Below are 25081 nucleotides of genomic sequence, written 5' to 3'. Positions count from 1 at the left end.
TTGCTCCCACTCCCAGATAAGTGACCGGAATCACTTGTAGATGGTTCGTTCCGAATGACAACTTTCCGGTGTTGCGATTGCAGCTTCGCAAAAGCTTGCCTGATTTACGTAAAAAAATCGGGAACACAGGTCCGGGGAGCCATTCCTGCACAAATTTACTACTGCTGCGCGTTACACCCCAGGAATGTTAGAATTTTATCATTTCACGGCGACAGACTGTGTTCATATCGCAACAGTTCGGCTTTCTGCCTGTGAGCAGGCGCACACTTTGGAGCACCGCCCGCGATCACAGCGCCTGAAAAAAGAAAATGCCGCGACCGTTTCCGGCGCGGCATTTCGATCACCCAGGGGAACCGATCAGCCGGCTTCGCTGATTCTCCGCAATGCCGTCTTCAGATTCGCAAGCTGCACTTCGAGTTCGGCGAAGCGCTCGCGTTCGGCCGCGACCACTTCCGGATCGGCATTGGCGACGAACTTCTCGTTCGCCAGCTTCTTGGCCGTCCGGTCCATCTCGCTCTCCGTCTTGGCGACCGCCTTTTCGATGCGTGCCTTTTCGGCCGCAAGGTCGATCAGATTGCCGAGCGGCAGGCAGGCGGTCGCCTCGCCGACGACGATCTGAGCCGCTCCCTTCGGCGCGACGCCGGCGAGTTCGATGGCCTCGACGCGCGCCAGGCGTTTGATCGCCGCCTCGTGGCGCTTGAGGCGCGACTGGCTGGTTTCATTGGCGCCGACGACGATCAGCGGCGCGACAGCCGACGGCGGCACGTTCATTTCGGCGCGCGCCGAGCGCAGGCCGGAGACGAGATCGACCAGCCAGTTGATTTCTTCGGCTGCCGCCGGATCGGAAAACTCCGGCGCCGGCCATTCGGCATGGCAGAGCAGGCCATCGCGCGTATCGGTATGGGCCCAGAGCTCCTCCGTCATGAACGGCATGAATGGATGCAGCAGCTTATAGGTCTCTTCCAGCACATAGGCCGCGCAGGCCTGGGCTTCCGCCTTGGCCGTCCCGTCCTCGCTCGCGAAAACGGGCTTCAGGAATTCGAGATACCAGTCGCAGACCTGGTTCCAGACGAAACGGTAGAGCGAGCCCGCCGCCTCGTTGAAACGCTGGGTCTCGATCGCCTCGGTGACGTCGCGGATCGTCGCCGAAAGCTCCGTCAGGATCCAGCGGTTGATGGTGAGCGTGGCGGTTTCCGGAATGAATTTCGGATCGGCCTTGACGCCGTTCATCTCGGCGAAACGGGTGGCGTTCCAGAGCTTCGTGCCGAAGTTGCGGTAGCCTGCGATGCGGGCCGGATCGAGCTTCACGTCGCGGCCCTGCGCCGCCATGATCGCCAGCGTGAAACGCAGCGCGTCGGCGCCGTATTCGTCGATGAGGTTCAGCGGATCGATGACGTTGCCTTTCGACTTCGACATCTTCTGACCGTTCTTGTCGCGGACCAGCGCGTGCACATAGACGGTGTGGAAGGGCTCGACCGGATTGCCCTCCTCGTCCTTCATGAAGTGAAGGCCCATCATCATCATACGGGCAACCCAGAAGAAGATGATGTCGAAGCCCGTGACCAGAACGCTGGTCGGGTAATATTTTTCCAGTTCCTTCGTCCTGTCCGGCCAGCCAAGCGTCGAGAAAGGCCAAAGGGCCGAGGAGAACCACGTGTCGAGCACGTCCTCGTCGCGGGTCAGGATCTCGCCCGGCTTGAAGTTCTCCAGCAGATCTTCGACATAGGCCTTCATCGGCCCTTCGTGGGACAGATAGTGCTGGATCGCGGCCTGAAGCGCCTCTTCTTCCGTCTTTTCGACGAAGACCTGGCCATCCGGGCCGTACCAGGCCGGAATCTGATGGCCCCACCAGAGCTGACGCGAAATGCACCAGGGCTGGATGTTCTCCATCCACTCGAAGTAGGTCTTTTCCCAATTCTTCGGCACGAACCTGGTGCGGCCCTCACGGACCGAAGCAATCGCCGGCTGAGCGAGCGTATGGGCATCGACATACCACTGCTCCGTCAGGCGTGGCTCGATCGGCACGCCGCCGCGATCGCCATGCGGAACCATGTGCTTGTGCGGCTCGATCTTGTCGAGCAGGCCCGCTTCCTCGAATATCTCGACGATGACCTTGCGGGCATAGAAGCGGTCCTGCCCGTCCAGCCGGTCCCAGGCGCCATGCAGTGCCGCCGGATGATCGAGCCCTTCGAGGAAATCCTCGTTGTCCTTGATGGTGATCGTGCCGTCGACATTCATAATGTTGATGGCGCGCAGGCCCGCACGCTTGCCGACCTCGAAGTCGTTGAAGTCGTGCGCCGGCGTGATCTTGACGGCACCGGTTCCGGCGGTCGGATCGGCGTAACTGTCGGCCACGATGGGGATGCGGCGGCCGACGATCGGCAAGATCACATGCTTGCCGACGAGCGACCTGTAGCGGTCGTCGTCCGGGTTTACCGCAACGCCGCTATCGCCCAACATGGTTTCGGGACGGGTGGTGGCGACGACGAGATAATCCCGCGTCTCGAACTCGGTCGGTCTGCCGTCCTCGTCGAAGGCGACCGGATATTGATAGGTGACGCCGGGCTCCAGCGGATAGCGCAGATGCCAGAGGTTGCCGTTGATCTCGTGCTGTTCGACCTCAAGGTCGGAAATCGCGGTGAGCAGCTTCGGATCCCAGTTGACGAGACGCTTGTCCTTATAGATCAGTCCCTGCTTGTAGAGCGTGACGAAGACTTCGAGGACGGCCTTCGAAAGCCCCTCGTCCATGGTGAAGCGCTCGCGCGACCAGTCGCAGGAGGCGCCGAGGCGCTTCAACTGGTTGAAGATCAGACCACCGGATTCCGCCTTCCATTCCCAGACCTTCTCGACGAAGGCCTCACGGCCCATCTCGCGGCGGCCCGGAAGCTGGCGCTCCATCAACTGGCGCTCGACCACCATCTGGGTCGCAATGCCCGCATGATCCATGCCCGGCTGCCACAACACGTCCTTGCCGCGCATCCGCTCGAAGCGGACCATGATGTCCTGCAGCGTGTTGTTGAGCGCATGGCCCATGTGCAGCGAACCGGTCACGTTCGGCGGCGGAATCACGATCGTGAAGGTTTCCGCTCCCGGCTTCGCATTGACGCCGGCGCGGAAAGCATCCGCCTCGTCCCAGGCTTTTGCGATCTTCGGTTCTACGGCTGCGGAATCATAGGTCTTTTCGAGCATTTTCTGACCCGTTTTGGTCTTTGAAGAGATATCGGCGTGTAAATAGGAAGGGGTGTTCCAAGTCAATAAAAAAGCCGCCCCGTCACCGGAGCGGCCGTTCCATGTCGGGTCGGGCTGGCGGATCGGCTGCGCCGACCGCTGGATCGGCTGGGTTGACCCGGGACCAGCTATGCTGACCCGTGGACCAGCTATGCTGACCCGTGGATCAGCGGCGCGGACCGCGGGCCACGCGCTCGATCTCCTCGCGCACTAGGCGCTCGACCAGCGTCGGCAGGTTGTCGTCCAGCCATTCCTGCAGCATCGGGCGCAGCATGTCCTGCGCCATCTCCTCGAGAGAACGGCGCTCCATGCCGTTGAACACGGCGGCGAGATCGCCGAAGGATTTCGCGACCTGGGCGCCCGCTTCGGCGGACAGAAGATTTGCGGCCTCTTCGATCTTGGCCGGCAGGCTCCGCGGTTCGGGAGCGGCAGCAAGCTTCGGCTCCTGCGGGGCAGGCGCTTCGGCCCTTGCCGCCACCGGCCGGGGCGGTTCGAAAGCCGGCGGGGTGGAGCGGTCCATGGCTTCGGGCTGCGGCACGACCGGAGCGGGCTGGGCAACCGGCGGCTCGCGGAATTCAGGCATGCGGGAGGTCTGGGGACGCAACGGAACCTGCTCCTCCTGGCGGGCTGGCGGAGCAGTCGGGGCCGGAACAGCCGCAACCGGAGCAGTCGAGGTCATAGCGGGGCGCATATTGCCCGTTTCCTGCTGGCGCGCGGACGCTGCGCGCACCCGTGCGGCGACATCGGCCAGAGACAGCGAGCGTTCCGGCTGGGCCGGCTGGCCCGCCGGTGCCGGCGCGTAGTTCATCGTCTCGTTGCGCGTGGGCAAGCCGGGATCATTGGCAGCCATGTCCGGGCCAAAACCCGCCTCTTCGGATTCGTCGATTTCCTCCTCGTCGAAGGCCGGAGGCAGCGGGCGAAGCGATGCATTCTCGGCGTTCGGTTCATTGCTTTCAATGATCCGGCGAATGGACGCCAAGATTTCTTCCATGGAGGGTTCACGCGCTACATTTGGCTGAGCCATTTTCATCCCCTGTTACCGGCACTCGATTCGGCCTGGTGGAAACGCGTTCCGAATCGCAGTCAGTTTAAGGCGCTAGGGGAGTCGGAAACAACGACAAGTGCCTAACGCCCCTGACCGATGCACAGTTTTGTGGCGACGTGAATCCCGTATGTCACACTTCAATGGAACGGGAGCTATATTCGTCCAAAACGAAAAAGGGCCTCGAAGGCCCCTTTCCCATCGATGCATTCGGATCCCTTCCGGCGATCAGAAGACGAATTCCCGTGTCTTGCGGAAACCCGGCAAAGGCTTCACCGAGGCATTGAAATGGGCGCCTTCGGAAATCACGCCCTGCTCGCGCACGAGCACTTTCGCCTGGGCGGCGTTGCCATAGCCCACGACGGCGACAAGACGGCCACCCTCGCGGAGCTGCTCCAGCAATGCGGCCGGCACTTCCTCGACTGCACCGTTGACGAAGATCAGGTCGTAAGGCGCTTCGTCGGCATATCCTTTTTCCAGCGCGCCGGTCACCACAGCGACATTGTCGTAGCCGAGCGAAGAAAGCGTTTCCGCAGCCTGGGCCGCCAGGGCCTCGTCCACCTCCAGCGAAACCACGGAACCCGCAAGCAGCGACAAGACGGCGGACGCATAACCGCTGCCGGTCCCCACTTCGAGCACGACGTGGTCCCTGGTGATCGCGGCAAGCTGCAGGAGCTTGGCGAGCGGCGAAGCCTCCATCAGGTAACGGCCCGGCGCCACCTCGATATCCGTGTCGATATAGGCGAGCGATTTGGCCTTGGCCGGCACGAAGGCTTCGCGCGGAACGGTGTAGAAGGCCCGCAGAACCGAGTGCGACGTGACATCGGTGGTGCGTATCTGATTTTCCACCATCTTCGTCCGTGCTGCTTCGAAATCCATCATCTCTGTCGTCCTAAAAACACCCGGCGAGAAGCCGGTCCAATGCGTTCCGTCTTACTGACGCTGCGGCACGCTTTCAAGACGCTGCTCCGCTTCCAAGCAAAAAAGCGGAGAAGATCGCGGAAACGTTCGTCGCGGATGGGAGGAAGCGGATGGATCAGGCGTAGGCCGGAGGCGCCACGTCGAGCTTGCGGGCGGCAAGATAATCCCTTCCATAGGAGGAGCGCAGACCGTGATCCCTGTCGAAGGCGAGTTGTTCTGCGGAAGTCAGCGGGAAAATCCCGTCGGCAAAAGTGCCGGTACCCTCGACCTCGTTGGCCGGCTGGCGCTTTACGGTGATTGTCCTGGTGATCATATCGCTTCCCTCCGTTCCGCCCATAAAGCCATGAACAGGCCTTTCCGTTCCCAGGCTAGGATGAGAAAGTTAAAAATTAACCATATTGCGGCGCATGCGAAGCGCAGAACCGTTCGATGGAAGCCGAGGGATTTCAGGAAAAATGCGCGTCATGGTTCGACGATCGCGCAACCGGCGCCGGCCCTTCAGGCAACGCGAGAAAAAAACATTAAGGAATACTTAGATAGATATTTTTTACTGCACGTTGAGCGAATAATATTGCACGCCTAACGCATCTCCAGCCGCCAAATCCACCATCACCTTGGCGTGAAACAGGATATTCATCAACGTAGTGTCGGGAGCGATTCCGGCAATCTCCGACACTCTCATCGCGTATTGCGACAAGATGGTGCTAACTGTATCGTCTGAAATATTGATCGCCTGGCCGTCGATCATCGCATTGAGAAAGGCTTCGGATATGTCGCCCGGATCGTCGCCCAGCGTATCTATAAGTTCACGCATCTTTGCGAATGCTGTCAGCTTTGACATGTGGATTCTTCCCCGGGCACCTCAATACATGAGACAACTAATCAGAGTTTTGTCAATACCCCAATACCACACGGCCATATAAATATGATCTCATCATGGGCAATGGATCGTTCTCGGTCACAGGGTCTGTCACGGCGATCGGGCCCGGCCTCACAACGCCCGGGAACCACAGGCAATCGGATCCTTTCGCAGCGGGGGTTGCCACTCTCGGAGACCACCCCTATCTCACCCTTGCCGCCATCGAAGCGGCAGCAAAGCCGGACAGAACGGGACGGAGGCGTTGGTCGCGATGAGAGAGGTTGCAGGCAACCCGCCGGGGCCGAGGTCGTCGGAGCCGACCCATCGATGCAAGCGCTGAGGCAGACGCTGGGTTAGGACCGATGACGATCGCGCGGTTGACAGTGGTCCGTGGTCTCATCGCCGTAGGTTTGGCCTCGTCCGGTGCAGCGGCTTACCCTGGCGGAGCCTATTCCGCAGGCGAGGAGGCAGCGGTCGACGGCTGCCTGTATGAACGCCCGGAAAAGGACGAGACCGAGCCCTTATGCATCCGGCGCGAAAGCTACAACCGCGACCTCTGCCATGTGATGGAGCGTGTCGCCGCCGCCAATGCGCTGCCGCCCGAGTTCTTCGCGCGCCTTATCTGGCGGGAAAGCCTGTTCCGAGCGGAGGCGGTGAGCCCCAAAGGCGCGGAGGGCATCGCGCAATTCATGCCGGGAACAGCGCGGCTTCGCGGGCTTTCCAACAGTTTCGACGTCATAGAGGCGCTCGCCGCATCTTCGCGGTACCTGGACGACCTGCGCGGCCGTTACGGAAATCTCGGCCTTGCCGCAGCCGCCTACAATGCGGGCGAAACGGGCCTGGAAACCTTTCTCAAAGCGGGGCGGTTGCCGATCGAGACCCGCGACTACGTGTTCGCCATCACGGGATACCCGGTCGAGATCTGGAAGGACAAGCCGCCGGAGACCGCAGCCCCTCCCCTCGATGCTTCCAAACCTTTCATGGACGGCTGCGTGGAACTCGCGAGCACGCGCCGCATCAGGGAACCGGTTCTGATCGGCTCCGCCGATTGGGCTCCCTGGGGCGTGCAACTCGCCGCTCATTATGACCCGAGCGTGGCCGGACGGCTCCTCACAAATGCCGTCAGCAGGCTTCCGGAACCGCTCAATTCCGAAAGGGCCCTCATGGTTCGTCAGCGAGGCGGAAATTTCGGCCATCGGCCGCGATACGCGGCAAGGATCGGGCGGGAAACCCGGGCGGAGGCGACGCAGCTCTGCAGCGAGATCAAGGCCGCGGGAGGGGCCTGCACCGTGTTCAGGAACTGATGACGTAGCTGTAAAGAGATTGGAGGCCTCGCCGAGAATCGAACTCGGGTGCAAGGATTTGCAGTCCTCTGCGTCACCACTCCGCCACGAGGCCATCCGAACGCATGAAGAGCGAGTGGTGTCGGGCGTTTAGAACGAATCGAATGACGGTGCAAGCGGGTTCGGGCGGATTGTCTTCTTTTTCCTGAACAAGGCGGAAGACGGTTACCGAAGGGCGAAAACTCCGCGGCTGCGTCCGCCGATATCCACAAGCCGAGGCCGGGCGCCGACAGCAACAGAACTCCGGCTCCCGCCACCCCGATCTTCAGGAGATATCCTGCGACCGATGCGGCGCCTCGGGAGCAGTTTCCGCCAAGTTTCGGAGCCATCGCGGGCAAGCGCCGGCCAGACCTGGGAAGGGGAAAAATTTATCAAAAATGATGGAACCAAACCCCATCTTGTGGGTTGTTCGCGCCGCAATACGAGGTGTGGAAATGATGAGTGACGTAACCGAAGCAAACGAAGCCTTGTGGAGTTCCCCAGTCAGAGTACGTGTCGGATACGGTTTTCCCGAAACAATCCGCGGCCCGCGGGAGGCCCTGGAATATCTCAAGTGGCGGTGGCCGGTGCGCGAGGGTACCTACTATATCAAGGCTCTGAGAGAATGCGCAGCCTGCCTGCAACGCGGGATCCCCCTGGAGAAAGTTCGGGAAACATTCGTGCTCGCCAGCATCGAAGCGAAAATGCTGGGCTGACCGCGGCGCCTTAAGCGGCGGTTCGATATTTTGTCGCGCGTTCGCCGGAAGGCGGAACGGGTGCGTCTTCACGGCAGGAACTGCCGTGGGAGGAGGTTACCCTTTCCCGATGATCGGCGGCAGCCGCATACGTCCCGCGGCGCTCAGCCGGGCCAATAGATGTCGGAGCGGAAATCAGCCGGAATGTCGGTCAATCTGCCGATGGCTTCCGCCACGTAACCGATCTGCATGGCCAAGTAACGGATCTCGCGCGGGATGGGAATGCCCGTCAGCGCTTCGCGATTGCGCCAGGTTTCGAAGCCGGCCGCCCGGATACGCCGTTCGGCTTCCCGAAACACTTCTTCCCGGCTCGGAACCGCGTCATCCGCCGGCCCGGCAGCCATCGGCGGGCGGGCCGAGAGGCCGCCCTCTATCACTCTGAACATCAATATTCGCCCTCGTCTTCAATCCCGCCGATATCCTACCGATTCGGGGCGAAACGCGCCAGAGTCCGTGCATGAATGCTCATGTAGCGAAGCGGGCGGAACTGTGTTAGAATAATGGCGTTGTCAAGGTGGGGAGTCACCGGGCGGCGAACATGCGGTAGGAGGAACCGTCGTGGAATATCTGGAATTCATCACAACCCTCAATCCGGTCGTCATCGCGATCCTCGCGATCGTGCTGGCGTGCGGCGCCTATGACCATTGGGTGCAGTGGAAATAGAGCGTCGGCCATTCGGGTCCGAATAAGGCTCCGCTCGACGCCGTGAAACCCGCGCATGCGGCTTCGCGTCTTTGCTCAGGTCTTTGCTCACAGGCCGAATGCTGCTATGCATCCGGCCCGAAAGAGGCTGAGCGGAGCATCGATTTGGACGCAGACATCGAATTTCAGGATACCTCGACCTCGCTCAGCGAGACGCTGCGCAAGCTCATCGACGGCATCAAAGGACAATCGGTCACGCTGCGCGAGCTGATGGATGCGGTCGGGGAACAGGGCCTGCTTCTCATCTGCGCCGTCGCCTCCCTGCCCTTCCTCATTCCCGTTTCCATTCCCGGCGTCAGCACCGTGTTCGGCGCCGCGATCATCCTGATCAGCCTGGCGATCATGGCCAACCGCCTGCCCTGGCTGCCGAAGAAGATCCTCGACCGCCAGCTCGACACCAAAAAACTGGTGCCGGCGCTGGAAAAAGGCGTCAACATCGTCTCCCGCCTCGACCGATTTTTAAAGCCGCGTCTTTCGGCGCTGACGACCGGCAAGCTCGTCAACCGGGTGAACGGTCTCGCGATCACGGTCGCCGGCGTGCTGCTGATGTTCCCGCTCGGCCTCGTACCGTTCTCAAACACGCTGCCCGGCATCGCCATCCTGCTGCTCTCGACGGGCATGATCCAGCGCGACGGGCTCATCGTGCTCGGCGGCTACGTCTTCAACGTCATCACGGTCATCTATTTCGGCGCGCTCGCCTATGCCGCCTTCAGCGCCGGCCAGGGGCTTGCCTCGCTGTTCGGCTGAACCTTCAGTTCTGCTCGGCCTTGCGCGCCCGGCGCCTTGCCCACCAGAGTGCGATGCGACGCCTTTGCCGCCGTACGAGCGGCAGGTCGTGCGAGAGAACCAGGAACCCCAGCGGCATCATCCAGAAACCGAGAATCGGCAGGAACCCCAAGGTGCCGCCGAATATCAACACAACACCGACAATGACCCGACCGATCCGCGAACGCGGCATGGGAATCCGCAAGCTGCCGAGCGCCAGCTTGCCGCTCTGCGGGTCCATTCCGAATCTCGACGACTTCCGCTCGTCTGCCACCAGGGATGAAACTCCTTATCCCAAAAGCCACCTTTTCCGTGCAAATGGGGCTTCAACGGGGATAAAACAACCAAGTTGGATTTTTTTGCAAAAACCGCTTGGCAAAACGCCAAAGCATTTGTATTACCCCCCGCACACGCCGCGACCCAAGCGGATGATCCCTGGTAGCTCAGCGGTAGAGCATTCGACTGTTAATCGACAGGTCGCCGGTTCGAATCCGGCCCGGGGAGCCAGTTTCTTGCCAGAGCGCGCCGAAAGGCGCGCTCTGGCCGTTTCAGGCCATCGATTGCGGGTTGTGAGCAGGCGCCACAGGATTCGGTTGTCTTTCTGCCAGCCTTGAATTCAGCTCTGTCTTTTATGAGATCGGAAGCCCCCCGAACCTGGTTGCGGGGCACTGGACTCATAGGATCAAATGGCTGTCCGCGGCGGCTATCCCAGAAAATGCGCGATCACGGATTTCATCCGCATCCCTACCATGCAGCGGCGCAGGTCCATGCGGCTGTCCTACCGTCGCCGGCCTGCCGACAGCCAAGGGCAACAGCATCAGCCTTTGGCAACTGCCGTCGTCGGCAAGCGTGAGTCGGATCGCGGCGCTGCGCCAGACGTCGACGCCTTTTTCATCGTAGGTTTCGGGGCGGCGAGTGTGGAAGATGAAATTGCCGAGGCCTGGAATGATCGCCCGCCCGCGATAAAAGGCGATGGGCTGCATGACCGGCGCGCCGGTGCCGAGGATCAGATCCGCGCCGTCGTCGATCAGGCTGCGGCAAAGATCGAGCAGCCAATCCGGCGTCACCTTCCAGTTCGAATCCCAATGATGGCCGTGGACCGCCACCGCCGCCAGGTGTCCGGCAGCCTTGGCGGCGGCGATGCCGGCGGTGAGGCGCTGCATGTCCTTCTCGTCGGCGGACCAGCGGGCACCGATTTCGTCACCCAGGGCGACCGGCGTGCCGAAGACTTCGAGTCCCGGACGCGTTCCGATGTCGTAGCCGACCGCCGCGCGTGCCACGGCGCGCTTGTCGTCGCCAAGCGAACTGGCGATCCGCTGCAGCGTCTCGAATTCGGTGGGCGGCACGATAACTGTCCGCTTCATCCGGAGCGGGGAAATCCCGGCGCGGTCGGTGGAGGCATAGTTGATATCCGGCTGCGGCCCCAGATCGACGGAAAAGACCGCCAGCGATCGCCCCGGCCCCGGCACGACGGCTGGTGCCGCAGCCTCGTCGATATCGGCGCCGCTGCCGGCGAGCTTCAGCCCGGCCGCCTCCGCCGCAGCGCGCGTGGCGGCAATGCCCGGGGGACCAAGATCAAAGGCATGGTTGTTGGCATGCGTGACCGCATCGAAGCCTAGCTCCCGCACGGAGGCGAGCGCTTCGGGGGAGGCCAGATGCAGCGTCTTCGTCTTGGTGGGCCATGCGCCGCCGGCATCACCCGTTGGCTCCACCGTCGCCTCCAGATTGCCGAAGGCGATATCGGCCTTGAGAAAATCCCGGACCTCACGCTGTCCCTCGCCGGAGAGATCGAGCGGACCGTGGATCAGGATCTGGCCGGTGACGGCGACGGTGAGCGGCATGGGCTATTTCTTGATCGGTTGCAGCGCCACCATCGCCTCCCCGCTGACGATCGGCAAGCGGATCGCCGACGGCCGCGCCGCGTCGCAGAACACGGTGTTGCGGGCGACCTGTGTCGTACGGCCCCGGCCCTCAGCGGCGTAGGTGTTTGGGTTGACGTCGTATTTCGGGAAATTGGACGAGGAAATGTCGAGCCGGATGCGATGTCCCTTCGCAAAGAGGTTGGCGGTCGCGAAGGGCTCGATCGTCACCTTGAAGACCTCGCCCGCCACGATCGGCTCCGGCTTCTCGAAGGATTTCCGATAGCGGCAGCGGATGATGCCGTCGGTGATGTTCAGTGCATAGCCGGTCGGATAATCCTGGCTCGGCGGATAGACATCGATCAATTTGGCCGTGAAATCCGTGTCCGGCGCATCCGAGGAGACGTAAAGCTCGACGGTGATCGGGCCGACCACGGCCACGTCTTCCGCAAGCGGCCCGGTCTCGAAGGAGAGCACGTCGGCGCGGGCGGACAAAGGTAGGCCCGGGTGCCTTGAGCCGTAGAACTTCTCGCCTTCCCGCTGGTCGAAGCCGCCCCCCTCGAAAATCGGTTGGCCGCTGGTCAGCGAGCCGCCGATCGTCGGCACCGGGTTCCTCGGGTCGAAATCATAAATGAACGGCGCGGCATCGGCCTTCGGCTTTTCCACTGAAAGCGAGCCGTTCTCGTGAATGTGGAAGTTGCGGTATTGCGTGCCCGGCAGAGGCCAGTCGGCTGCCTCGATCCAGTGGCCGCCGTGGTCCAGCAGGCCCTCCGCATTTCGCTTGCCGGAACGGCCGCCCATGACGAAGGCGCGTACCACCGGCCCTTCGGAGACGCCGTTCTCCCGGCCCTTCAGCCAGCGGTCGAACCAGTTGCGGCGGAAGGCGAGCCAGCTTTCGGTGACGTTACCGCCGAGCGGGGCGGCACGGCCGAAAGACGTGTCACCGGCAAGGGTCGTGTTGCGGTTGCCGTGCAGCCAGGGCCCCATGATGAGCTGAAGCGGCCGCGTTCTCTTGCCGGAAAGGCCGCGGTAGTTGTCGAGCGTCGACTTCACATAGGCGTCGTACCAGCTCGACATCAGCACGATAGGCACTTCCGGAAACGTCTCGTAGAAGCCTTCCATATAGAGGCCGACGCGGCGCCAGCTTTCGTCGAACGTGCCGCTTCGCCACTGGTCGAGCAGGTAGCTCTCGTATTCCGGCATCCAGCGAACCGGCGAAACGCCTTCGCTCCAGGGCATGACGGAGAACCAGGCGTGGATATCCTCGGCCTCGATCGCGGCGCTGGCCAGTTCATCGCCTTCGCCGATGGCCTGGTTATAGGCCCAAGTGGCCTGTTTGAGTTCGAAGGCGCCGCCCTGGCGGATGCCGCATTGGTAGGCGTTCGAAAAGCCGCCCGAATCCAGCACCATGCAGGCGAGGCCCGGCGGATTGAGGCAGGCGAGCGCCGCCTGCGTATGGGCCGCATAGGAAAGGCCCATCGTGCCGAACTCACCGTTCGACCAGGTCTGCTCCACCAGCCAGCGGGCGGTGTCGTAGCCGTCCGCCGCTTCGGAAATATACTTGCTGAATTCGCCTTCGGAATTGTAGCGGCCGCGGCAGTCCTGATAGACGACGGCGTAACCGGCCCGGACGAAATAGGAGGCGACCTCCTCCCGCTTCATCGGCGTCGACATGCCCACTTCGATCTCGGAGCGCGAACGTTCGCTCTTGCCGTAGGGGGTGCGCTCCATGATCGCCGGCAGCCGCCCCTCGATCACCTTGCCGTCCTTGGCCGGGCGGTAGACGTCGGTCGCGAGCCTGATGCCGTCACGCATCGTCACCATCACATCGCGTTCGACGACCACGTCGTCGGCTATCACTTCCAAGCGCGATGGTGTCAGGGTATCCATGTCTTTGATCCTTGAAAATATTGAGGGAACCAGCTTTGGTGGCAAACCTTCGCACCCTGCTCTACGTCATCCTCGGGCTTGTCCCGAGGATCTAACCACGCCAGCAAATCAACCGCTGCAGATCCGCGGGGACAAGCCCGAAGATGACGGCGAGAGAGGTTCGACAGCTTTGGGCTGCTTGCCTCTCCCGTTTGCAAAAATCTTATTTCGCAATCCCCGCCAGCACGGGCGTCGTGTCTTCCGTCATGTTGGCGACATAGGTGAGGTTCGCCTTGCCGGCCCAATGGACCTTCTGCCAGTAGAGCGGGATGACCGGGACATCGGCGAAGACCATCTTCGTCGCCTTCTGCAGCAGTTCCACCCGCTTTTCGGCATCGAACTCGGCGGTCGCGGCGCGCATCGCATCATCGAAGGCCGGGTTCGAATATTTGGTGCGGTTGAACGAGCCGGTTCCGGCGTCCTTGTTGGCGGTCATCAGCAGGTTGCGCAGGCCGGTCGCCGAGGTCGGCGTCGAGTTGCCGAGCGAGAAGACGAAGGCGGAGAATTCGCCGGCCGAAGCGCCCTTGGTGTAGACGTTATAGGGTTGGGCAACGACGCCGTTCACCTTCAGGCCGCCGCGCGCGAACATCTGGCCGAGCGCCTGGGCGACTTCCGCATCGCCGGGGAAGCGGTCGTTGGACGTGTGGATGGTGATGCCGAAGCCGTCCTTATAGCCTGCTTCCGCGAGCAGCTTCTTGGCATCTCCGGCATTGAAGGCCGGCGCGGGGATCGACGGATCGTTGCCGGCAACGCCGTTCGGCACGAGCTGGCCGGCGGGCTCGGCCGAACCGTCAAGGATACGGTCGATGATGAGCTGACGGTTGACGAGGTCGGAGAGCGCCTGTCGCACCTTCACGTCCTTCAGCGGGTTCTTGTCGAGCGGCCTGCCGTCCTTGTCGGTGACGAAGGGGCTCTTGTCGCGGGCGCTGTCGAGCGCGAGGTAGATCAGGCGCGACGAGGCGATCGAGAAAACCTTGAGGCCGGAAATGCCTTCAATGGTCTTCACGTCGCCTGGCGGCACGGCGTCGATCAGATCAACGGCGCCGGAGCGCAGAGCCGCGACGCGCGAGGCGTCGTTCGAGATGAACTTGATCGTGACGTTGTCGAAGTCCTGCTTCCTGCCCCAGAAATCGTCGTTCTTGGTCAGGACCAGGTTGTCCCCCGGTGTCCAGGACTTGAACTTGTAGGCGCCGGTGCCGATCGCCGCCTTGCCGCTGTTGAAGTCCTCGATCGAGGCGCCTTCGGCGACCTTCTTCTCGACAATGTACACGAAACCGATCTGCTCCATGAAATCCGGCGTCGGCTTCTTGGTCTTGAACTCGACCGTCAGATCGTCGAGCGCCTTCATGCTGTCGATCGCAGCGACGTTGCCGGAGAACGGTGCCGGGCTGTTCGGGATGTTCCTGGCGCGATCCAAAGAAAAGATCACGTCCTCGGCCGTCAGCGGATTGCCGTCATGGAACTTGACGCCTTCGCGCAGCTTCACCTGCCAGGTCAGCGGATCGGTGTTGGTCCAGGAAGCCGCAAGCGCCGGCTCCATGTTGATCGCCGCGTCCGTCTGCACCAGGCGGTCGAACACCGACTGGGCGATGTTCTGGTTGTTGCCGGTGCGCGAGAACTGCGGGTCGATCGCGGACGGCTCGGTGGCGCTGCCGAGCACGAGGTCGGCCGCCTCGGCCGAGCTCAGCGCGAGCACGGTGGCCGCGACTCCGGCCAACAGGAATTTCATCGGTTTCATAAGTCTGTTCCCTTCCTTTTAGATGGCCGGTTCGGCCGTTGCATTTGTGGTTTCGCTTGCCGGCAGGTCGTTCAGGTGGCAGGCACTGACGTGACCGGCTGCGTTCTCCTTCAGGACCGGCCGCTCCACGCGGCAGCGGTCGAAGGCCTTCGGACAGCGGGGATGGAAATGGCACCCCGGCGGCGGATGAAGCGGCGACGGGATTTCGCCCCTGATCGGCGTGAAAGTGCGGCGTCGATCGGCAACCGTCGGCAGTTCGCGGATGAGCGCCTGGGTATAGGGATGCTTCGGGTTGTCGAAGAGCTCGTCCGGCGTGGCGCTTTCCACCACGCGGCCCAGATACATGACAACGACCCGGTCGCAGATATGCTTCACCACGCCGAGATCGTGGCTGATGAAGAGGTAGGTGAGACCGAATTCCCGCTTCAGGTCCATGAAGAGATTGAGGATCTGCGCCTGGATCGAGACGTCGAGCGCCGCGACGGATTCGTCGCAGACGAGAAGCTTCGGCTTCACAGCCAGGGCCCGGGCGATGCCGATGCGCTGCCGCTGGCCGCCGGAAAACTGGTGCGGATAGCGGTCGAGGTAGGAGGCATCGAGGCCGACGCGCTCGGCGAGCGAGGCGACATAGTCCCTCACCTCGCGACCCTTGACGATGCCGTGCACCCTGGGCGCCTCGCCGATCAGGTCGATCACCCGCTTGCGCGGATTGAGCGTCGACATGGGATCCTGGAAGATCATCTGGGCCGAAAGCCGCATGGCGCGCTTTTCCTCGCCCTCAAGGGCGGTAAGCGGCTTGCCCTGCCAGCGCACCTCGCCGCCGCTGGCCGGCATGATGCCGGCCATCACGCGGCCGAGCGTCGATTTTCCGCAGCCGGATTCGCCGACGAGGCCGACCACCTCGCCCGGATAGACGGCAAGATTGACCTCAGCGACCGCGTGGACCGTCTTCTCCGTGAGCCCGGCGCCGAAGAGATTGGCGATCTTTTCCGCATAGTCGAGCTTGCGGGAAAAGCGCCGACTGACATCGACGGCTTCAACAAGTGGCGTCGTCATGCGGCGCTCCAGAGATGGGGGTGGAAGCAGCGGAATTCGCGATCGGCGGCGATCGACCGTATGGGTTCGGTGGCGCAGATTTCGGTGGCGCGGGCGCAACGGTCGCGAAAGGCGCAGCCGGAGGGACGCGAAAGCGGCGACGGCGCGAAGCCCGGGATCGGCCGCAGAGGCTCGCCGCGCGGCACGGCGGCCGGAACGGCGCTCAGCAGGCCGGACGTATAGGGATGGCGCGGCTCGGTGAGCACGCCGTCCACCTGGCCCGCCTCGACGATCCTGCCCGCATACATGACCATGATGCGGTCCGCGAGCGCCGCCACCACGCCGAGGTCGTGGCTGATCCAGATCAGCGCCATGCCGAACTCGGCGGCGAGCCGCTTGATCTCGAAGAGGATCTGCGACTGGATCGTCACGTCGAGCGCCGTCGTCGGCTCGTCGGCGATGATCAGGTCCGGCCGGTGCAGGAGGGCGATGGCGATCGCCACGCGCTGGCGCATGCCGCCGGAGAACTGATGCGGATAGGCGTCGAGCCGTTCTTCCGGCGAGGGAATGCCGACGAGACCGAGCGCATCGCGGGAACGGGTACGCGCTTCGGTGCGGGAAACCTTGTCATGGGCCAGCACCGTCTCGACCATCTGGGTGCCGACCGAGAGCACCGGGTTCAGCGTCATCATCGGGTCCTGGAAGATCATCGCGATGCGCTTGCCACGGATCGTCCGCATGGCCTTCGGCGACATCTTCAAGAGATCCTCGCCGTTGAAGAGGATCTGGCCGGAGACGACGCGGCCGGGCGGATCGACGAGGCCGAGGATCGAGAAGCCGGTGATCGACTTGCCGGAGCCGGATTCGCCGACCAGTCCGACGATCTCCCGCTCTCCGACTGAAAAGCTCACATCGTCGACAGCCTTCAGCACACCGCGGCGGGTCATGAAATGGGTGGAAAGGTTCTTGACCTCGAGGACATATGTCCCAGCACTTGTCATGGCACTCACCTTTCGCCCAGCCGGGGATTCAGCACTTCGCGGAGGCGATCGCCGACGATGTTGATCGAGAAGACGAGGAGCAGCAGCAGCACGCCCGGATAGACGCTGATCCAGTATTCGCCGGACATCAGCAATTGGTAGCCGTTGGCGATCAGGAGCCCGAGCGAGGGTTCGGTGATCGGCAGGCCGATGCCGAGGAAGGAAAGCGTCGCTTCCGCCGAGATGGCATTCGCCACCTGCAGCATGCCGATGACGATCAGCGGCGGCAGACAGTTCGGCAGGAGATGGCCGACAAGGATGCGCGGGGTGGAAATGCCGAGCGTCTGGGCCGCTTCGACGTAATCCTTGTTCTTCTCGACCAGTGCGGCGCTGCGCACGGCGCGGGCAAACGTCGCCCATTGCACCAGGATCAGCGCGAAGACGACCTTCCAGAGCCCCTGCCCCAGCAATGCCAGCAGCATCAGCGCCACGAGAATGGTCGGGAAGCCAAGCATGAGATCGACAACACGCATGATCAGCGCATCGATGCGGCCGCCGAAATAGGCGGCGATCAGGCCGAGGACGGTGCCGACGATGAGCGCCACGAGACCGGAAAAGACGCCGACGCCGAGACTGGTGCGCAGGCCATAGACCATCGCCGAGAACATGTCGCGGCCCTGCCCGTCCGTGCCGAGCCAATAGACGAGACCGTCCATGCTTTCCGAACCCGGCGGCAGCTTGGCGTCGAGAATGTCGAGAACCGCCAGATCATAGGGGTCCTGCGGCGTGATGTAGGGGCCGACGATCGCAGCGAAGAGCAGGACGAGGCAGACGATCGCGGCGATGACGGCCTTCGGGCTGCGGCCGATGCCGATCACCAGCCGGCCGAGCAGCATGTCTTCGCCGAGGAGTGCACGGGCGATCATTGGGCGTCTCCCAGCCGGACACGCGGATCGACCAGCGAATAGAGCACGTCGACCACGAAGTTGATGAAGATGAACAGGCTGACGATCACGAGCAGGTAGGCGACCACCACGGGGCGATCGAGCCGCATGATACTGTCGATCAAAAGCTTGCCGATGCCCGGCCATGCGAAGATCGTCTCGGTGACGACGGCAAACGCCAGCATGCTGCCGAGTTCCAGGCCGATCACGGTGATCAGCGGGATCAGGATGTTCTTGAAGACATGTACGAAGACGATGCGCTTTTCGGACAGGCCCTTGGCGCGGGCGAATTTCACGAAATCGAGCGGCATGGTCTCGCGCACGCCGGTGCGCGTCAGGCGGATCACCAGCGACACCTTGAAGAGCGACAGGTTGATCGCCGGCAGGATGAGATGTTTCAGCCCGTCCAGCGTGAAGAGGCTCGATCGGATGCCCAGGAATTCACCCATTTCGCCGCGTCCGGTCGACGGCAGCCAGCCGAGCCAGACGGAGAAGATCATGATCAGCATCATGCCCTGCCAGAAGCTCGGCAGCGAAAAACCGAAGATCGAGCCGGTCATGATCGCCTCGTCCGTCGCACTGTTCGGCTTCAGGCCGGAAAGGAGGCCGAGCGGAATGCCGATGACGAGCGCGATGATCAGGCCCACCAGCGTCAGTTCCAGCGTTGCGGGAAGACGCTCGATGATCAGGCTGATGGAAGGGCGGTTGAAGACGAAGGAACGGCCGAGATCGCCGTGCAGCGCGTTCCAGGCGAAGGTTAGGAACTGCTGCCAGAGCGGCTTGTCGAGACCGAGCGAAGCGATGACCTGGGCACGTTCGGCCTGGGTCGCGTCCGGCGAGATCAGCATCTCGACCGGATCCCCGATCGCATAGATGCCGATGAAGACGATGACGGCGGTCACAGCCAGGACGGCGATGCTCTGCAGGAAGCGGCGGATGACGAAAACCGTCATTTCGTGCATTCCCACTCACGAGGCGTCCCGCAGGGACAGTAAATTTCCATGGAGAAGGTTCCCCTGTTCTATTTGTGACGGGACGATAACGGTGCGCGAAAGATGCGCAATATTATGAGCGGAATGCATTGGCCTATGCGTTTTGCGCGAATAAACCCTGTTTCCGGTCTTCGCTTGCCTTCGGCACGCCGCACCGTAGGATCGACGAATGAACTTCAAGCAGCTCGAAATCTTCAAGACAATCATGGATACCGGCTCCACCATGGCGGCGGCGGCCCAGCTCGGCCTGTCGCAGTCGGCTATCAGCCGGCAGCTCGCATCACTTGAAGAAGAAATCGGGCGGGAACTTTTTCTGCGCGACAAGGGCCGGCTCATTCCCCGTCCCGAGGCACATCTGCTTGTCGACGAGGTGGACGATGTCGCCCAGAGCGTCGCAAGGCTCAAAGTCAAGATCGGCGACGTCCGGACCGGCGCCTTCGGCGAAGCTCTCGTGCGGGTCGCCTTTCCCCACAGTCTTTCGACCACCATGCTGCCGCTGCTGGTCGCCCGCTTCAAGGCGGATCATCCCCGCGTGACGGTGGAGATCCTCAGCGGCCCCTATGACGCGATCGAGCGCATGGTTCACAACCGCACCGCCGATCTCGGCTTCGTGCGCCTGCCGGCAGAGCAGCATTCCTTCGATGCCCGGCCGCTTTTCACCAGCGGCACGACCTGCGTCATGCCGATAGGCCATCCGTTGGCGGCAAAGCAGGCAATCGACGTCAACGACCTCGCCCGCAACGACCTCATCCTTCTCGGGCGGCAACGGATCAACCGCAATGAGCTCGAACACGAGCTGCGCCGCATGGTTCCGACCTATCGCTGCAGCCTGGAGGTCCATTCGGTGGAAACGGCCTGCGCCTGTGCCGCACAGGGGCTCGGAATCGCCATAGTCCCGACGCTGATCGCCGAATTCTTCCGCAGCGATGCGGTCGCGATGCGCCCCTTCCTGCCCGACAAGATCTCCGACTACGGGATCATCACCCTGCCCGGCACGCCGCTCTCATGGACGGCGGAAGCGTTCATAAATATCGTCCGGAACAGCAGCGGCACACCTGATCAAAACGATTCCTGAGCTCAAGTTCGGGCGGACTCGACGATCGGACGCACCGCCGCTTCCATGCTTTCCGTCGTTGTGCCCGTGACGATAACGCCGAGCAGCGGCGCGGCAATGCCGGCGGCTTTCAGTTTCGGCATGTCGTCCGGCACGAAACGCTTCTGGCTCGGCGCGATCACCGGAATGCCCGCCTTCGTGGTGATATCCCCGTAGCGGGCGAGATCGGTTTCGTTGAGCGGCTTGCCGTAATCGGCAAAGGCGGCGACGGATGCCTCCATCATTGCGCCCGGAATTTGGAGGATTTTCTTGAGGTCCTTGTCGGTGCTCTTTTCACCGAGCGCCGGCATCGGCCTCAGCCGCGATTGCAAGAGATGCGGCTGCATGTCGCTGAAATAAATGTTGAACCCCTCGAAGCCGAGATCGGCGAGCGCATCCATTTCCTCGGCGCTCGGCACCTTCTCCTGTCCGGCCATGACCAGCAGCGGCACGCCGAGCGTCGCAAGCTTTTCGTAGAAAGGCCGCTCCTCGGCAAAGCTGCCGAAGGTCGTGCCGGTCGCGCGATGATAGGCGTTGAGATGGACCTTGATGGCGAAGGCGCCTGCCCCGCTCGCTGCCTTGGCAAGATCGATGTCATGCCGGGCGAGCGAGACGATGACCGGGAATTCGCCGCCGCGCAGCGCCCTGGTGAGCTTGGTTTCCGGGTAAGTGGGCATTTCAAGGCCTCAGTTCAGACGCTGGCCGCCGTCGGCGGCAAAAAGATGGATACTGGCGAGGTCCGGACGAACGCGGATGGTCGCGCCGGGAGAGAGGGAGACGCGCTCGCGGAAAACGCCGGTGACCTGTGTTTCGCCAAGCCTCATCGTCACCTGGGTTTCCGAACCCATCGGCTCGACGAGCACGATCTCCGCCGGCACGCCATTGTCGTCCAGCGCGAAATGCTCGGGGCGGATACCATAGACCGCCTTGCGATCGCGGAATTCATGGGCTGCCTCCGGCAACGGCAGCAGGATGCCGGGCGCGGCGAAACCTTCCGGCGTGATCGTGCCGCTCAAAAAGTTCATGGCCGGCGAGCCTATGAAACCCGCCACGAACTGGTTGGCCGGGCGGTCGTAGAGGTCGAGCGGTGCGCCGATCTGCTCCACCCGTCCGCCGTTCAAGACGACGATCTTGTCGGCCATGGTCATCGCCTCCACCTGGTCGTGCGTGACGTAGATGGTGGTCGTCCTGAGCTTCTGGTGCAGGCTCTTGATCTCGCCGCGCATGACGACGCGAAGTTTCGCATCGAGGTTCGAAAGCGGTTCGTCGAAAAGAAACACCTGAGGATCGCGGACGATGGCGCGGCCCATGGCGACACGCTGGCGCTGGCCGCCGGAAAGCTGCCGCGGGTAGCGATCGAGCAGATGCGTGAGACCGAGGATATCGGCGGCCCACTTCACCCGCTCGGCGATTTCCGCCTTGCTCGTGCCGCGATGCTCCAGCGAGAAGCCCATGTTCACTGCAACCGTCATATGCGGATAGAGCGCGTAGTTCTGGAACACCATGGCGATGTCGCGGTCCTTGGGGTCGAGGTCGTTGACCACGCGCCCGCCGATCCGGATATCACCGCCGGTGATCGTCTCCAGCCCGGCGATCATCCTGAGCAGCGTGGACTTGCCGCAGCCGGACGGGCCGACCAGCACGACGAACTCGCCGTCGCGGATTTCGAGATCGACGCCGTGGATGATGTCGACGGCGCCATAACTCTTGCGGACACGGGAAAGGGTAACTTCAGCCATGGAGAAATCCGATTCTTCAGCCCTTGAGGCCGGTATGCGCGAGCCCTTCGACGAATTGCTTCTGCGCGATGATGAAGACGATGAGGACAGGCAGCGCCGTCAACGTCGCAGCGGCGAGCTGGATGTTCCACATCGGCCCGCCATAGGCGTCGGTATATTGGGTAAGCGCCTGCGGCAGCGTGAACTTGTCGGCACTCGACAGGAACACGATCGGTTCGAGGAAGAGGTTCCAGGAATGCAGGAAGGTGAAGATCGCGACCGAGGCCAAGGCGGGCCTGGCGAGCGGAAGGGCGATCTTTCGAAAAATCTTGAAGCGGCCGAGGCCGTCGACACGCGCCGCCTCTTCCAGCTCGCTCGGCAGCGTCACGAAGAACTGCCGCATCACGAAAGTGGCGAAGACGCTTGGCGCGCCGAATATCGGCACCAGGATCAGCGGCCAGTGGGTGTTCACCATGCCGGCCTTCAGGAACATCTGGAAGAGCGGCACGATCGTGACTTCCGACGGGATCAAGAGGCCGAGCAGGACGATCATGAAGATCGTGTTGGCGAACGGAAATCTGATCCGCGCGAATGCGTAGCCCGCCATTGAGGAGACGACCATCGTGCCGATGGTGACGACGGCGGCGATATAGGCGGAGTTCCAGTATTGCTGCACGAAAGGCTGGAGCTCGAAGACTTTGGAATAGGTCGTCCAGTCGTAGCTCTGCGGGACGAGCTGCGGCGGAAAGGCGAAGATGTCGCTGATCGGCTTTACCGACGATGTCACCATCCACCAGGTCGGGAAGACGAAGGGGATGAGCAGCACGCACATCAACCCATAGAGGAAAACCTTCATGCGCGGGGAGAGCTCAGCTTTCATAGAAGACGATCCTCTTGCGCATCTGCCATTGGGCGAAAGTCAATACGGCGACGATCACGAAGAGCAGGATCGACAGCGTCGAGCCGTAGCCGAAGAAATGGAATTGGAAGGCCTGCTGGTAGAGGTAATAGACGAGCACCGTGGTCGAGAGGCCCGGCCCGCCCTGGGTCAGAACCGCGATCTGCGCGAAGACCTGCAGCGAGCCGACGATGGTGATGATCGAGGTGAGCAGGATGGTCGGGCTGATCAGCGGCAGCGTGATGCGGCGGAACTGCTTGAAGCGCGGCGCGCCGTCGATGCGGGCGGCCTCGTAGAGCTCGTTCGGCACGCCCTGCAGAGCCGCGAGGAACAGGATCATGTTGAGGCCGACATTCTTGAAGACCTGCACGACGATGACCGAGATCATCGCGGTCGTCTCCTCGCGCAGCCAGTTCGGCCCCTCGACCCCGAAGACCTGCAGCATGCCGTTGATGCCGCCGTTTTTCTGCAAGAGGAAGCCCCAAACGATCGTCCAGGCGACCAGCGACACCACCACCGGCGAGAAGAACAGCGTCCGGAAGATGGTGATGCCGGCGAGCTTCTGGTTCAAAAGCACCGCGAGCAGCAGCGCCAGCGACAGGTTGAAGACCACGAGACCGGCGGAAAAGATCGCGGTCGCGCCCAGCACTTCGAGGAGGTTCGTATCCTCGATCAGCATCCGGTAGTTCTGCGCGCCCGTATAGGTGAACGTATTGGCGAGCACGTTCCACTCGTGCAGCGAATACCAGAAGACGAGCCCGAGCGGGATCAGCACGAAGACGGTGATGCCGATCAGCTGCGGAGCGATGAAGAGGAAGCCGGCGAGGCTGTCGCGCCGCGCAACCGTCCAGAACGGCGATGAGGCACGGTCTTCCGGAGCTACGTTTTCCTGCGCGACAGCCATACCGCCCCTTAGCGCTTCAACAGCGGGCCGATCTGGCCGCAGATCTTCTGGAGCGTGCCCGCGATATCCGCATCCGGACGCCAGACGGCATCGAGGCCGGAGCGCACGGTCTGCTGGATCTGCGCGAAACCGGTATGGCCGGGGATGACCTTGCCGGTGGCGATGCCGGAGATGACGACCCTGTCGATCTGTTCCTGGCTCAGGAGCGGATTCGTCTTCTTCAGCACTTCGGCGTTGAGCAGCGACTTGCGGGCAGACGGGAAGAACTGGCTGAGCTTGGCGGAGTTTTCCGGGTTCGTCATATAGGCGACGAATTCGGCCGCCGTCTCAGCGTTCTTGCCCGCCTGCATGACGCCGATGCCGGCCTGGCCGATCAGCGCGTATTCTCCGGCCGGTCCCTTCGGCAGCGGCACGAGATCCCAAGCGAACGGCTTGTCCTTCGGCAGCAGCGAGGCGCGGCTGATCTGGGTGATGGTCATCGCCGCGTTGCCGGCAAAGAAATCGACGTTCTCGCCGGGTCCGGGGATCGCCTTCTTCTTGAAGATCGCGTCATGGATGAAGGTCACGGCGTCGACCATCGGCTTTTCGGTCATCGTGCAGGTCTTGCCGTCGGCGCTCCATGGCGAGGCGCCCCAACCGTTCCAGATCGAGGCGAGGTTCTGCCAGATCTGGTAGTTGAAGTCGCGGACGATCAGGCCGCCCTTTCCTGTCTGGCCGGCGGCGGAAGCGGTTTCGATAGCGTGATCCCAATCCCACTGCCCTGCGGCGATGAGTTCGGCCGGCGTCTTGGCGCCGGCCGCCTTGATGACGTCGTTGTTGACGAACATCGCAAACGGCGAGGTCGAGAACGGATAGGCGTAGAGCGTGCCGTCCTTCGACCAGCGCTCCGCTGCCGTCGCGCTCAGCTCATCGAGATTGTAACCCTGTGCGGCCTTCAGAGTGGCGGTGAGCGGATAAAGCGCGCCGGAATTGACGAAGTCGTATGCCGCCGTCTCGAAGATCCAGGCCATGTCCGGCGCATTGCCGCCGGCGATTTGGGTGGTGAGCGCTGTGGTGTAAGTGTCGAACGGCAGCGACTCGTAGGTCACCGTGACGTTCGGATGGTCCTTCTTGAAGCCCGCTGCGATCTCGTTGAAGAGCTTCAGATGCGCCTCGTTGGCGCTCCAGATGGTCATGCGCAGGTTGACTGCATCCTGCGCGTTCGCGATGCCGCTCCCAACGGCCAGGATGCCGAGCGGCACGGCGATCGCCATTGCGGCAACTGCCGATTTCAGTGTCTTGTGATAGTTCATTCCCGTTCCTCCTCCAAAGATGGGTTGTTCAATAAGCTTCGATATTTGGCCAGCGGATTTCGATGCCCTGCCGGGTGAGTTGTCGCTGGAAGTCGTCGAGATGGG

At 62.4% G+C, this 25081-nt stretch carries 23 protein-coding genes and 2 tRNA genes; 5 read left to right on the top strand and 20 right to left on the bottom strand.

Annotation, left to right across the window (positions count from 1 at the left end; genetic code table 11):
- Nucleotides 1-357 precede the first annotated feature (357 nt).
- The 5 genes from ACMGE0_RS11075 to ACMGE0_RS11055 all read right to left on the bottom strand — a co-directional run bounded on the left by ACMGE0_RS11075 (nucleotide 358) and on the right by ACMGE0_RS11055 (nucleotide 6032).
- Nucleotides 358-3189 carry a valine--tRNA ligase gene (locus ACMGE0_RS11075; protein WP_436815913.1) on the bottom strand — a complete coding sequence of 944 codons (2832 nt, stop codon included), beginning with the start codon at nucleotides 3187-3189 and terminating at the stop codon, nucleotides 358-360.
- 205 nt (nucleotides 3190-3394) lie between these two features.
- Nucleotides 3395-4252, bottom strand: a complete 858-nt coding sequence (locus ACMGE0_RS11070) for a PopZ family protein (protein WP_436815912.1) — start codon at nucleotides 4250-4252, stop codon at nucleotides 3395-3397.
- Nucleotides 4253-4498: 246 nt separating this feature from the next.
- A complete protein-coding gene (locus ACMGE0_RS11065; RefSeq protein WP_436815911.1) occupies nucleotides 4499-5152 on the bottom strand; it encodes a protein-L-isoaspartate O-methyltransferase family protein in 654 nt (217 codons plus the stop codon).
- 154 nt (nucleotides 5153-5306) lie between these two features.
- Entirely contained in the window at nucleotides 5307-5504 is a 198-nt protein-coding gene (locus ACMGE0_RS11060; RefSeq protein ID WP_436815910.1) for a hypothetical protein, read from the bottom strand.
- A gap of 234 nt (nucleotides 5505-5738) precedes the next feature.
- Nucleotides 5739-6032, bottom strand: a complete 294-nt coding sequence (locus tag ACMGE0_RS11055) for a hypothetical protein (protein WP_436815909.1) — start codon at nucleotides 6030-6032, stop codon at nucleotides 5739-5741.
- A 380-nt stretch (nucleotides 6033-6412) separates the two neighbouring features.
- Between ACMGE0_RS11055 and ACMGE0_RS11050 the strand changes: the two genes are divergently transcribed.
- On the top strand, nucleotides 6413-7354 hold the full coding sequence (locus ACMGE0_RS11050; protein WP_436815908.1) for a lytic transglycosylase domain-containing protein: 942 nt from the start codon (nucleotides 6413-6415) through the stop codon (nucleotides 7352-7354).
- 20 nt (nucleotides 7355-7374) lie between these two features.
- Here ACMGE0_RS11050 and ACMGE0_RS11045 read toward each other — a convergent pair.
- Nucleotides 7375-7448 (bottom strand) — tRNA-Cys (locus ACMGE0_RS11045).
- Between the two features lie 379 nt (nucleotides 7449-7827).
- Here ACMGE0_RS11045 and ACMGE0_RS11040 point away from each other — a divergent pair.
- Nucleotides 7828-8088, top strand: coding sequence for a DUF982 domain-containing protein (locus tag ACMGE0_RS11040; RefSeq protein ID WP_436815907.1), 261 nt, complete (start codon nucleotides 7828-7830; stop codon nucleotides 8086-8088).
- Nucleotides 8089-8231: 143 nt separating this feature from the next.
- On the opposite strand, the gene ACMGE0_RS11035 is transcribed toward ACMGE0_RS11040, so the two are convergent.
- On the bottom strand, nucleotides 8232-8513 hold the full coding sequence (locus ACMGE0_RS11035) for a hypothetical protein (protein WP_436815906.1): 282 nt from the start codon (nucleotides 8511-8513) through the stop codon (nucleotides 8232-8234).
- Between the two features lie 421 nt (nucleotides 8514-8934).
- On the opposite strand from ACMGE0_RS11035, the gene ACMGE0_RS11030 reads away from it, so the two are divergent.
- Nucleotides 8935-9576, top strand: coding sequence for an exopolysaccharide biosynthesis protein (locus tag ACMGE0_RS11030; RefSeq protein ID WP_436815905.1), 642 nt, complete (start codon nucleotides 8935-8937; stop codon nucleotides 9574-9576).
- A 4-nt stretch (nucleotides 9577-9580) separates the two neighbouring features.
- Here the strand turns inward: ACMGE0_RS11030 and ACMGE0_RS11025 are convergent, their stop codons facing one another.
- Nucleotides 9581-9835, bottom strand: coding sequence for a hypothetical protein (locus ACMGE0_RS11025; RefSeq protein WP_436815904.1), 255 nt, complete (start codon nucleotides 9833-9835; stop codon nucleotides 9581-9583).
- Nucleotides 9836-10026: 191 nt separating this feature from the next.
- Between ACMGE0_RS11025 and ACMGE0_RS11020 the strand changes: the two genes are divergently transcribed.
- Nucleotides 10027-10101, top strand: a tRNA-Asn gene (locus ACMGE0_RS11020).
- 167 nt (nucleotides 10102-10268) lie between these two features.
- Here ACMGE0_RS11020 and ACMGE0_RS11015 read toward each other — a convergent pair.
- The 7 genes from ACMGE0_RS11015 to ACMGE0_RS10985 form a co-directional block, all read right to left on the bottom strand.
- Complete coding sequence (locus ACMGE0_RS11015; protein ID WP_436815903.1) at nucleotides 10269-11435, bottom strand: CapA family protein; 1167 nt, start codon at nucleotides 11433-11435, stop codon at nucleotides 10269-10271.
- Between the two features lie 3 nt (nucleotides 11436-11438).
- Nucleotides 11439-13343: a CocE/NonD family hydrolase gene (locus ACMGE0_RS11010; RefSeq protein WP_436815902.1), complete on the bottom strand. Its 1905-nt coding sequence runs from the start codon at nucleotides 13341-13343 to the stop codon at nucleotides 11439-11441.
- A 202-nt stretch (nucleotides 13344-13545) separates the two neighbouring features.
- Nucleotides 13546-15120, bottom strand: a complete 1575-nt coding sequence (locus ACMGE0_RS11005; RefSeq protein WP_436815901.1) for an ABC transporter substrate-binding protein — start codon at nucleotides 15118-15120, stop codon at nucleotides 13546-13548.
- Nucleotides 15121-15138: 18 nt separating this feature from the next.
- Nucleotides 15139-16176 (bottom strand): ABC transporter ATP-binding protein, encoded by a 1038-nt coding sequence (locus ACMGE0_RS11000; RefSeq protein ID WP_436815900.1) that lies wholly within the window; start codon nucleotides 16174-16176, stop codon nucleotides 15139-15141.
- Nucleotides 16173-17156 (bottom strand): ABC transporter ATP-binding protein, encoded by a 984-nt coding sequence (locus ACMGE0_RS10995; RefSeq protein ID WP_436815899.1) that lies wholly within the window; start codon nucleotides 17154-17156, stop codon nucleotides 16173-16175. Before ACMGE0_RS10995 ends, ACMGE0_RS11000 begins: the two co-directional genes overlap by 4 nt.
- A gap of 5 nt (nucleotides 17157-17161) precedes the next feature.
- Nucleotides 17162-18061, bottom strand: coding sequence for an ABC transporter permease (locus tag ACMGE0_RS10990; protein ID WP_436815898.1), 900 nt, complete (start codon nucleotides 18059-18061; stop codon nucleotides 17162-17164).
- Complete coding sequence (locus tag ACMGE0_RS10985) at nucleotides 18058-19032, bottom strand: ABC transporter permease (RefSeq protein WP_436815897.1); 975 nt, start codon at nucleotides 19030-19032, stop codon at nucleotides 18058-18060. The genes ACMGE0_RS10990 and ACMGE0_RS10985 overlap by 4 nt, the downstream gene beginning before the upstream one ends.
- A gap of 208 nt (nucleotides 19033-19240) precedes the next feature.
- Here ACMGE0_RS10985 and ACMGE0_RS10980 point away from each other — a divergent pair, with 208 nt between their 5' ends.
- Entirely contained in the window at nucleotides 19241-20146 is a 906-nt protein-coding gene (locus ACMGE0_RS10980) for a LysR family transcriptional regulator (RefSeq protein ID WP_436815896.1), read from the top strand.
- 2 nt (nucleotides 20147-20148) lie between these two features.
- Here the strand turns inward: ACMGE0_RS10980 and ACMGE0_RS10975 are convergent, their stop codons facing one another.
- From ACMGE0_RS10975 to ACMGE0_RS10955, 5 genes are read right to left on the bottom strand one after another with little or no spacing between them, the layout of a single operon-like run.
- Nucleotides 20149-20841, bottom strand: coding sequence for a hypothetical protein (locus ACMGE0_RS10975; protein WP_436815895.1), 693 nt, complete (start codon nucleotides 20839-20841; stop codon nucleotides 20149-20151).
- A gap of 9 nt (nucleotides 20842-20850) precedes the next feature.
- Nucleotides 20851-21903 carry an ABC transporter ATP-binding protein gene (locus tag ACMGE0_RS10970; RefSeq protein WP_436815894.1) on the bottom strand — a complete coding sequence of 351 codons (1053 nt, stop codon included), beginning with the start codon at nucleotides 21901-21903 and terminating at the stop codon, nucleotides 20851-20853.
- A 16-nt stretch (nucleotides 21904-21919) separates the two neighbouring features.
- Complete coding sequence (locus ACMGE0_RS10965; protein ID WP_436815893.1) at nucleotides 21920-22762, bottom strand: carbohydrate ABC transporter permease; 843 nt, start codon at nucleotides 22760-22762, stop codon at nucleotides 21920-21922.
- On the bottom strand, nucleotides 22752-23684 hold the full coding sequence (locus tag ACMGE0_RS10960) for a carbohydrate ABC transporter permease (RefSeq protein WP_436815892.1): 933 nt from the start codon (nucleotides 23682-23684) through the stop codon (nucleotides 22752-22754). The genes ACMGE0_RS10965 and ACMGE0_RS10960 overlap by 11 nt, the downstream gene beginning before the upstream one ends.
- 8 nt (nucleotides 23685-23692) lie before the next feature.
- Nucleotides 23693-24976: an ABC transporter substrate-binding protein gene (locus ACMGE0_RS10955; protein ID WP_436815891.1), complete on the bottom strand. Its 1284-nt coding sequence runs from the start codon at nucleotides 24974-24976 to the stop codon at nucleotides 23693-23695.
- Nucleotides 24977-25081 lie beyond the last annotated feature (105 nt).

The organism is Neorhizobium descurainiae (genome assembly GCF_051400715.1).
GTDB lineage: Bacteria > Pseudomonadota > Alphaproteobacteria > Rhizobiales > Rhizobiaceae > Neorhizobium.
The sequence above is the reverse complement of the archived record's forward strand: the minus strand, read 5'-3'. Positions and strand labels throughout refer to the sequence as shown.